The organism is Acinetobacter kyonggiensis, assembly GCF_900107285.1.
Classification (GTDB): domain Bacteria; phylum Pseudomonadota; class Gammaproteobacteria; order Pseudomonadales; family Moraxellaceae; genus Acinetobacter; species Acinetobacter kyonggiensis.
In genome coordinates, this window is the sequence record NZ_FNPK01000046.1 from 1 (window position 1) to 9,836 (window position 9,836).

The following is a 9,836-nucleotide window of genomic DNA, read 5'->3' on the forward strand; positions in this document are numbered from 1 at the left end:
ATTAGGCAATATTTACCTAAAGGGATTGATTTAAATCAGGCAGATCAGCATTATTTAAATCAAGTTGCCATGTCACTGAATACTCGTCCTAGAAAGGCGTTAGATTGGCTTACACCATTAGAGAAATTTGCTCAGCTTGTTGATTATCATATGGCTTTTGAAACTGTCGCACCTCATGTTTGAATTCGCCCTTTCTTACTGTACCAACTGAATCTCAATTCCAACTAATTAAATCTGAAATTATACCAGAAGAAATATCTAATCTTTTCTCACATGAATCTAGCGCCGATGAGAACTTTAAGAAAATACTAAACTCCACCTGCACTCCAGAAATTGCGAATAGATTAAAAGAGCACGTTAACAGTTTTAAGCATAAGAAACATCATAGAGGCCCATTAATTCAATTTTTAGAGCAAATTTCATCAACTAATATTGAGTGGTATAAACATCCCAGAATTATTCAAGGTGAGCTTTTAAAATATAGAGGTAACTTGCTTGATGAATATCAAAGAAATACAGCATATGGTAAATTCCAGAACGTTAAGAACTCACTTGATGTATTAGTTAAACATGGCCTATTGCCAGAAAACGTTGAACTTCCGGACAATTTGCGTAGGTGTATAAATACGCAAAAGGTGCGAAAAGACAACCCGCTCATTTGTGAAGTGGACATGTATGATGAAAAAAAGCGTGATGAATACATAAACACCCCCCAGTTTATCGAGTCTTTAAAGAGCGAACTTTCATATAACTTGTGTATCCTTGTGAAAAACGCCCAAGAGATTGTTTTTCAGGGGTACAAAAAGTTTTGTAATAAAAATATCATCATAGAGCAAAGCCAGTTTGATGAATTCATGAACCACCCTCAATTACTCGTAAGTAGAACAAAAGGCAGCAATTCTAAGTCAAAGGTAAGCCCTTTTAATAGCGCACATCCATTACGCTTAAATAATTTAACTGCTTATTACAATCATTACTTTAATGATCTACTAAATAGCAAAACTCAACATAATATTAACAATCTCGCTATAAGCGAAGATATCCTTGGATATCTAGGCTTAACAAGCAGTATTGCATCTGCGATGCAAACCATCATCACAGAAGAATTAGGGATTAATCCATACTCGCTTTATAGAGTAAAAATATCATCTGACGGTCACGGCCATGAATTTGTTATAGTGGATGATGAGGGTTCTGTAAGAATTAAAGCTTTAAAGCCACGAGCTAGAAGCGCTCGCTCAAGAAAAGCAGAAGGATCTTATAAATCATTAGCCGATATAGATGCATATGAAATAAATGCAGCAACTTGCTTAAGAATGGCATTAGAAATGACAGCAAGAATCAGAGAGACCTTGGGAATACGAGATCTATGGGTTTGCCTATCTTGTCACGGTACCACTGTTCCATGTCCTGAAACATTCCAAAATAAATTTAATAAGTTCTGCTTGACGCTCTCACCTCAGAACACGACTTTGCAGGAAGCTACATTAAAAAAAGTACGAGCATCAAAAGGTGTTTTAATTTATTTAAATTCAAATGGCGACTCCATCAAGACTTCGACATATTTTGGTAATACTGTTAAGACAACTCTTAATCGTTACATCCCGAAATATTTAACTGAGATAATTTACAGACTCAAAATAAGAAACTTTCAGAAGATATTTCTGTTTATGGCTACCTCATCTGATAAATTACCTTTCAAGTCACTAAATATGAGTGAGGCCGAATTTAAATTACAGCTAAAACAAGTTTTCAATAATCCAGATATGGGAGGTAATTTATACGAAAAACTAACTAACCCTTGTATAGATAATGAGGAAGATATCCCACTATATTTTTGTGTATCTGATCTAAATCTTCAGTTAGCTATAAAGTATGCGAAAGATGGTAAAGATGAGAAGTTAAAGAAAAACTGTAAAGATGTACTTGATAAGATTGGACAAGAGTCCTCAGTAATGATGAAGCATATGCTTAGGACAGCACAGTTAAATGTCGAGAAAAATAGTTCTTAGGTGTGTAAATAATGAAAAGTAATTTAAGCCCTATAAAGGAACGCATAGACCCTAATGACTTGCTAGAGACCATTGTTAATTCCTCTTACCCTAAACCTCGATGGATGTTGAACGAGTCTATAAATGATAAAACTTGGTACTTATCCAAAGTTGGTATTAATTTATCCTTCTATAAGGAAAACCTTAATAAAGCCCGAAAGTTTGAATTCAAAAAAAAGATTGCAGATAATGAGTATCTAACTGACAAAATTAATGAAGCATTATTAATAGATATCCGTAATAGTCTTCTTTATCTTGATACAACAGGTAAAATTACAAGACCAGCTAGGATTTCGGATATCGCTATATCTGTAATTCATCTCATCTACCATGCAAATGAATTTCGTATTTCCAAGAGCGAACCTTTAGTTAGAAGCCTAGAGCAAATCAAATTAAAAGAGTTGAAACATTACTTGTTATCTTTCAATGTAGAGAGGGATTTGTTTGAAAAAGCAGTTAATTTTATATTAATAAAATGGAGCTCAAAGAGCGATATAAACTGGTCTTTAATAAAAACTGAGTTTGCTATTACAACTAGGGAATTTAAAAGTCTTAAATACAAGGTAATTAAATACTTAGAATCAAAAGATGATGGCTTTTTTTCTCAAATGGCGTATAAGCGAGAATACAATAATGCATGTACACGAGAGTTTGACATAGACTTTGATCTGTATCCAAGTCAAAGTACAATCTCTAATGAAATCTCTAAATTGGAAGCCTTTTTTACTGCAAGAACTGCCCAAAAATATAAGTTTCAGTATTCGCCAATGAAACTGTTTTCTGTGGGAAGGACTATTTTTGATGAAATGATCGATAGAGTGAAAACTCCATTGATGCCAATTTCATTATCCCTTCATACAACTTCCTCAGCATTACATTTTGCACGCGTTTATGGAGAGCCACTTCGTCAGTACCTTTCGGATTTATCTAAAGGCGAAGTTAACAGGATAAAAGAACTTGGTATAGCTTTATCAACCAGCAGGCAACATAGCCTAAAGATAAAGAATTATGTATATAAAACAACTAAGATCCCAAGCGCTCTCAAACCTTTAATCATTACGTCATGGGAAAAAGCAGATGTCAGTAAATTTGACTATAGCGAGTTAAGAAATGGCATGTCTGTTAATATGGCTATCAGACTTTACACAGCTGCAATATGGATTCTGATCGCCAGCTTCTCTGCTGGCAGAGCAACATCATTGCGGACTTTAAACCGTAATTGCTTTGTACAATCCCCAGTTGATGGTTTGTTTGACATAGTCATGAAAATCCCTAAAAGCTCAGAAAGGTTAGAGTTAGAAAAAGTACATAGACCTATCCCTGATTTAATATACGATTACGGTCTAGAGTTCGCTTTAATGGTATGTGAGCTTGAAGAAAGACGAGGTTTTATAGGAGATGAGAATGAACTATTTTTGTTTGGTTGTGCATTGTCATATAGATCAATCAGTGCGGCTCGTGAAGATGGCGGGGAAAACTCTAAAAACCCTTTAAGCGATGACTATATTAATGCTTCCATTAATATGTTTATGGACTGGATTGAATCCCCCCTGATCGGTGGAAAAAGATGGTATCCATCAACACACCAATTTAGAAGACTATTTGCTGTAGTGTATTTTAACTTCTCAGATCAAATTGGATTAGATGAGCTATCTTGGTTCATGGGTCACTCTAACCTCGATCAAACATTCTATTATGCAGAAGTGTCACCTGATGATGAATGGATCGACGAAGCTGAGGCTACTATTGCACAGATAGGGGCATCATTAAACAAGCATATTAATGGTGATCAAGCAGTGAGAAGCATCATTAACAAAGCCAGACAGTCAACAAATATTTCAACTGTGCTAGAGACACTGGTCCGTAGATTGATTGACGAACATAAAGAAAAAACAGGTCAACAAGTCCGTTTCTGTAAAATTGATGGAAACGAAGTTTTCTTTTACTTTATTAAACCATAAAACTAGGAATTTAGTTATGTCAAAGTTTAAGAAGGGCGAAACTTCGAAACCAGTTATCGATAAAAAGATTGAAATATCCTCATCTATAAAGCGAAAAACTGAACTCATAAATAAGATAGAATGCTTTGAAGATATACCTAGCAGCTTGGAAATGAAAAAAAACGCCATCTCACAAACTTCAGTTCATAAGTGGGATGATAGTGATCTTAATATTATATCTTATTCTTACAATACAGCTCATGCTGAGCATAACTTAAAATATTTAAACGATCTAATTGATTCAATTAAAAATGCCAATCATAGGCTTTCTCAACTCCTAGAATCAGAAAGGAAGGATAAAGGTAATTCCACCGCCAGAATCTCACAAAATGAAGTCAATAAATTAAAAATTGAAAACGAGGAATTACGTGTTGCATTAGCGGAAGTGTATAGAGCTTATATGAGTCTTTTAGATCAATGTCGAGAAGATAAGGAAATCGATGCTGCATATAGAAAACTTATTCTATCTCAAGCTCAAATCCTAGGTAGAAATCGACTCTGGCTGGTTAAATAATGTCTTCTGTAGTCGTTGCAAAAGATCCTAACCTTAAATTTCTCAATACTAGTAGGCGAATAGATCAAAACAATGATTGCCCACTTCCCATGATTTTAAAGAAAGGTGGTAAGTTTGATTGGGATGCTAATTCATTTATTACTCATTATGGCGGTGGTTCACAAACATATAATATTCGCCCATTAGCAAAAACCGTTCAAAAAAAAGCATATAGTTTAAATTTGTTCTGTGATTTCCTTGAAGATAATTCTATAAATCTGAGTGAGATTAATGATAGCACTCTTTATCAATATATTAAGGAGTCAAAAGATAGGAATATTAAAGACGGTACTATTATTCAACATGGAAGGACTGCAATTGAGTATATAGATTATCTCAGTAAAATGTATCCAGAATGGAAACTGGGTACTACAGGGAAAGATTCAGATAAAATATTCAGCGTGCATTATGAAAAACTTAAATTCAAGAAAGGAAGTATAACAGGTGAGTATTTTTATCATGAATCACTTGTCGGACTAATTAACATTGCCTCTGAAGTTGAATACGTTCATGATCACGAGTTAGTTATGTGGCTAGATGCCATCAACTGCACAACCAATCACCCAAGAATAAATACATTCCTCATAAGCAGGTGGGAAGCCTTAACCACATTACTAGATGTTACAGGCTCTAGAATAAGTGAAGCTCACGAGATAACCCGAACTATGATAAAAAAGGCAGCGGATTCATTATTCATCAGTGACAAGCAGCCAATAATCCGAAATATTCCCATAAGGAAAGGAAAATACAAAGGTAAAACTCGATCAGTGAGGACTACCCATGAGGATATTCAAGTTATTCTTTTATACGTCCATGTAATTGAAGATATGTTTCCTGATATGGAGCATGATGCTCTTTTTGTCGATTCAGTCACAGGAAAACCATTGAAATCTACTTATTTAAAAAATTATGCAAAAAAGGTTATTAACGGCAGTAAGTATTGTGAGGCTCTGAGGCACCTAACTAATCATTCTTTTCGCCATAGATTTATTACCCTTAATATAGCTAAATCAATTAAGAAAATATCAGCACAAGGTAGCTTTTCAAGTATTCTGAGTGTTGCTTCAAATGCATGCCGTAAAGTTACCATGCACGCAAACAATGAATCTTTATCACATTATGTGCATCTAGCCACTGAATATAATGAAAAAAACGATCAAGCAGATATAGATATGAGCAATGTTTCTCCTCAAATTAGAATTCGTGTAAAGAAAATGATCTCAATTGCAAATTTGTTCCGCTTAAAGGAAATAAACGAAGCTGAAGCTTTAGATTCTCTTCTCTCAACGATAGATGGATTTAAGAAGTTCACATAAAACCAATCAGCCTTTGTTCTTCAGCTCAGATATGGACTGAAATATGTGAGCTAAAAAAATTAAATATCACTACACTCAATTAATATATTAATAAAGATGTGACTATATGTAATTATAAACTGAAACTCTGTTTAACTTGTTATGCCAGTTCTGTTAGTGCTCAGAATTGAATATTACTTAAATTGGACGCTTTCGATAATAATTATCAAACCCATTTATTCTGAAAATCTGCGCCAGATGAATTTGGTATTATGAATGGTTTATGAATATTAATGGTTAATGGAATTGGAAAATCATTTCCAATGAGAACCGCCTCTCCAGGTTGCAGACTAGGTAGAAAGTCAGATGCTGCTTTATCAATTTCACCACAGGCACGTTCAATAATCTCTCTATCACGATCATTAGTGAGCCTATGAACAATCAATGTTCCTAACTGGCTTAAAACACCCTCAGTTATGTCTCTTGGTCTCTGAGTCGCTAGACAAATATTTAAACCAAATTTTCGCCCTTCTTTTGCAATTAATTCAAATGAATCTAATTTGGCAATGTTATCTTCATTACCAATACTTTTCCCAATAAAATTATGAGCTTCATCTAAAAAAACAACTATCGGTTTATCTGAAAATTTTCTAGATCGTGCCTGATTTAATAAATGCCGTCCGATCACATTCGCAACAATTTCTCTAGCCTTAAATTCAAATCCTACATCACTTAAGTCGATTCTTAATATTTTTTTATTAGAGGAATAGAATTCATCTATTTTGTTTAGAAGAGTCGGTAATTCTGCTGGTTTAAAAACAAATCTAAAAGTTTTAGATGTCGTTATTCCGTGTATTCTCGATATTAATGAAAGACAATAACTAAATCCTGATGGGTCAGGTTTCCATGCTCCATTTTGATCTGCTGGATAAATACATTCTTGGTGAATTTGTTTACATAATCTCAATGGGTTAAATGGAGTATAAGGATTTTCAATAAGTTCAGTACCTCGAACATACTTGATAGATTCTGTCCAATTACTTTCGTTTTTACCAATTTTTAAAAAAACACCGTCATTAATTTTTTCTAAATGCTGATCTTTTTTAAGCATTAATAAATGAACAAGTCTAAGACTGCGAATAGCATCTCTAAATTTAGGACCTTGTGCTTTGCCTGAAGGTTCAAACAATGCTATAAAATCCGTCTCTTGGAAGCATTCTGCTGGCAAACTGACAGCGCAAGACCCAATGGCTGGGCTAATGGGATCACTTAAATGAACATTTTCAATATCATCGCCAATGAAATCTTTATATTCTCCCGTTGGATCAAGAATAATTATTTTTGAGTTAAATTTTAGACATTCCTCTAATATTTTGGCAGTAGTATAACTTTTACCACCACCTGTTGAACCTAGAATTCCTAGGTGGCGACCAAATAGTTTTTCAGGTGTTACATTTATATCGCAACCCTGATCTAAATCTATGAAACCTAAATTTAATTCAACCTTTACTGTTCCTTTATTCATTCTTTTAGGAAGCTGAGCGATAAGTTCATGAGGTGCTGAATAGATGAGATCATTAATATTTGGATAGTATTCAACTCCAGCAGTAACATGCAAACTATCCATTTGAATTGTTCCTAGAAGTTGGATTCGTCCAGCAATATCTAAATTAGACTTATCTAAATCATCTTTTTTAATTTCTACAATACGTCCAAGAATTAAATTCACCTGACTTTCGATTAATATGAATTCACCAACTTCGCCCTTTCCATAGCGTTTGCCATGATAGTAGGTTGCTTGATGTTGTAAATTAATATATTCAAAGTTGACAGAATTGGCAGTAACAGCATTTACTTTTCCAAAAAGTAATTCTGGTTTGATCACACCATTATGCATGTGTACCTCCAAATAACTTCTTCATATTTTCATGAAGGTTCTCTGCAGGAGACAATGCTGTAAGATCAGGAATAAGACTTGAAAACTGCTGAAAGTCACAATTAATAAAGATAATTTCATCATTCTTTCTGTCATCTGCAATCTTTTTAAAAATTTTCCAATACTTAGAGGTTTTAGGAGGGGTTGCATCAAAGTCATTTTCAATACTAGTGGATACAATAATCACTTTTAAGTGTGGATTAGAAAGAATTGCTGACAAAATTGGCTCAGATAAATGATCATCGTTAAAGCCAAAACCAGCAATAATTAAACATGTATTCGGTTCTCTTAAACTTTGTGAAAAGCGAGCAATTAACTCCAAGTGTGGTTGTATATATGACTGTTGATATTTTCCTTTTGCAGGAAAAATCATACAGCTATCCTCAGCCTCCACATTTTCTTCTTGTTTGATGATATAAGGACTATCACTATCGCGACTCCAATTTGTAGATCCATGTAGCTTATAGAGCTGATATACACCTTCTAAATAATGGATGTTTGTTGAAGAAGTTGTCGTATTTCTTCGGACAATATCCATATCAAAAAACCTAGCATCGTAAATACGAGGAATTGAAAAAGAAAATCCATCTATTACAGTAATACCTAATAATCCAGCAGCGTCTTCAAAACATGTATCATAATTCGTCGTAAACAACTTAACTCTGGGATCTTTTGACTTTCTTCTAGCTAATTTTCTAATAAATTCTTTGTGACCAACTAACTGAGTATCTTTATCATTTATAAACCTACATTTTTTTAAAATAAGTTTCTTACACTCATTTAAAAATAGTTCTGTTTTTTCTGTTTCCTCACCAACTTGTAAATATGCTTCACAATGAGATAGACATACTTCTATATTTTGATTTTTAATATCCTCAGAAATATATTTACTTTCACCAAAACAATCTTTAGCAGTTTTCTCCATATCTTCTGTGGTACAGGCTAACCATAAATCCCACATTTTAGGGCCATTAACAACATCACCTAATGAAGTTCCGCTTCCTGCAAGCACCATAATATTAGGCATTTGCAATGCAGATTTTAACTTATTTTTTATTTCAGTTTCAAAATAATCATTCTCAGTTCCATCATCCTTAAGAGCATCTACCCACGTATCTTCTGAAGAATTATAATATTTATTACCCATATATTTACCTATATATTTTCAATTATTTATGCTACATCACTCTCATTAAACATTTCAACAATAAATAACACTAAAAATGAATTAAATACAAATAATTTTATTATATAAAAAATCAAATTAAGAAACCTAAACAACTATAAATAGCTTTAAAATAAGACCAACTTTATATAGATATTATCAGAAAAAGCTAAATAAAATTTCATACTAATATAAAACCTGACAGATACTACATTGTATGAATAACTGTCAGATTAGTTTTAACAAATATAAATTATACTAATAAACTATTTAGGATAGAATTTTTTAACTCTAATCTTTCAATAATATTTTCTACATTATCTAGATCATTTTTCTTTACTATTGGAACTATATTAGATAAAAACTCATCAAAAGTTTTTGCAAATTTATGATTTTCATTTTCCATAGCTGATAACAATAACTTAACTTGCTTATCAACACCATTAATAAAAACTAATTCAAGATCTATGGCTGGAATAACAGCTTTAATCAAGATTTTTTTAAGGTTGTTAATATCATTGTTAATTTCTTTAATCACCATTTCCTTCGTAGTATTAGGACGTATGTTATATTTATCCAATATAAACTGCGGATTAGGGATTTTTTCAACAATTGAAGATGGAACAACATCTTTAAATGAGCTAAGTATTTTTTGTAAAGATTCAATAGTTTGATTAGAACCATTTATACTATTTGCAATTCTAATTACATCCATTGTTAGCTTCGGAATTGTGTTTACAGGGCAGAGTAAAACTTGAAGTGCGACATAAACCACCTAATTAATTTAAAGGGTTTATGGAGTATATAAAATTGTCATACCATCATCTTAACTTTGA

6 protein-coding genes and 2 pseudogenes are annotated in these 9,836 nt (G+C 33.0%); 5 read left to right on the forward strand and 3 right to left on the reverse strand.

Annotated features, from left to right (window positions below):
• The 5 genes and pseudogenes from BLV99_RS17300 to BLV99_RS17320 all read left to right on the forward strand — a co-directional run.
• A pseudogene (locus tag BLV99_RS17300) lies at positions 1–183 on the forward strand (IS30 family transposase); the annotation flags it as partial.
• A gap of 8 nt (positions 184–191) precedes the next feature.
• Positions 192–2,012, forward strand: a pseudogene (locus tag BLV99_RS17305) (hypothetical protein); the annotation flags it as partial.
• Between the two features lie 11 nt (positions 2,013–2,023).
• A complete protein-coding gene (locus tag BLV99_RS17310; protein WP_092692908.1) occupies positions 2,024–4,012 on the forward strand; it encodes a hypothetical protein in 1,989 nt (662 codons plus the stop codon).
• A 16-nt stretch (positions 4,013–4,028) separates the two neighbouring features.
• Positions 4,029–4,565: a hypothetical protein gene (locus BLV99_RS17315; protein ID WP_092692924.1), complete on the forward strand. Its 537-nt coding sequence runs from the start codon at positions 4,029–4,031 to the stop codon at positions 4,563–4,565.
• A complete protein-coding gene (locus tag BLV99_RS17320) occupies positions 4,565–5,920 on the forward strand; it encodes a site-specific integrase (protein WP_092692911.1) in 1,356 nt (451 codons plus the stop codon). Before BLV99_RS17315 ends, BLV99_RS17320 begins: the two co-directional genes overlap by 1 nt.
• 205 nt (positions 5,921–6,125) lie before the next feature.
• Here BLV99_RS17320 and BLV99_RS17325 read toward each other — a convergent pair whose 3' ends face one another.
• The 3 genes from BLV99_RS17325 to BLV99_RS17335 form a co-directional block, all read right to left on the reverse strand.
• Complete coding sequence (locus BLV99_RS17325; protein ID WP_092692916.1) at positions 6,126–7,796, reverse strand: ATP-binding protein; 1,671 nt, start codon at positions 7,794–7,796, stop codon at positions 6,126–6,128.
• On the reverse strand, positions 7,789–8,982 hold the full coding sequence (locus tag BLV99_RS17330) for an SIR2 family protein (RefSeq protein WP_092692919.1): 1,194 nt from the start codon (positions 8,980–8,982) through the stop codon (positions 7,789–7,791). The genes BLV99_RS17325 and BLV99_RS17330 overlap by 8 nt, the downstream gene beginning before the upstream one ends.
• A gap of 271 nt (positions 8,983–9,253) precedes the next feature.
• The gene (locus BLV99_RS17335; protein WP_092692921.1) at positions 9,254–9,715 is read right to left on the reverse strand and encodes a hypothetical protein; all 462 of its coding nucleotides are present in this window, start codon (positions 9,713–9,715) and stop codon (positions 9,254–9,256) included.
• Positions 9,716–9,836: the final 121 nt, after the last annotated feature.

Coding starts and splice junctions, on each gene's coding strand:
- BLV99_RS17320 (WP_092692911.1), top strand. CDS start 4,565: ATGTCTTCTGTAGTCGTTGCAAAAGATCCTAACCTTAAATTTCTCAAT.
- BLV99_RS17325 (WP_092692916.1), bottom strand. CDS start 7,796: ATGCATAATGGTGTGATCAAACCAGAATTACTTTTTGGAAAAGTAAAT.
- BLV99_RS17315 (WP_092692924.1), top strand. CDS start 4,029: ATGTCAAAGTTTAAGAAGGGCGAAACTTCGAAACCAGTTATCGATAAA.
- BLV99_RS17335 (WP_092692921.1), bottom strand. CDS start 9,715: ATGGATGTAATTAGAATTGCAAATAGTATAAATGGTTCTAATCAAACT.
- BLV99_RS17310 (WP_092692908.1), top strand. CDS start 2,024: ATGAAAAGTAATTTAAGCCCTATAAAGGAACGCATAGACCCTAATGAC.
- BLV99_RS17330 (WP_092692919.1), bottom strand. CDS start 8,982: ATGGGTAATAAATATTATAATTCTTCAGAAGATACGTGGGTAGATGCT.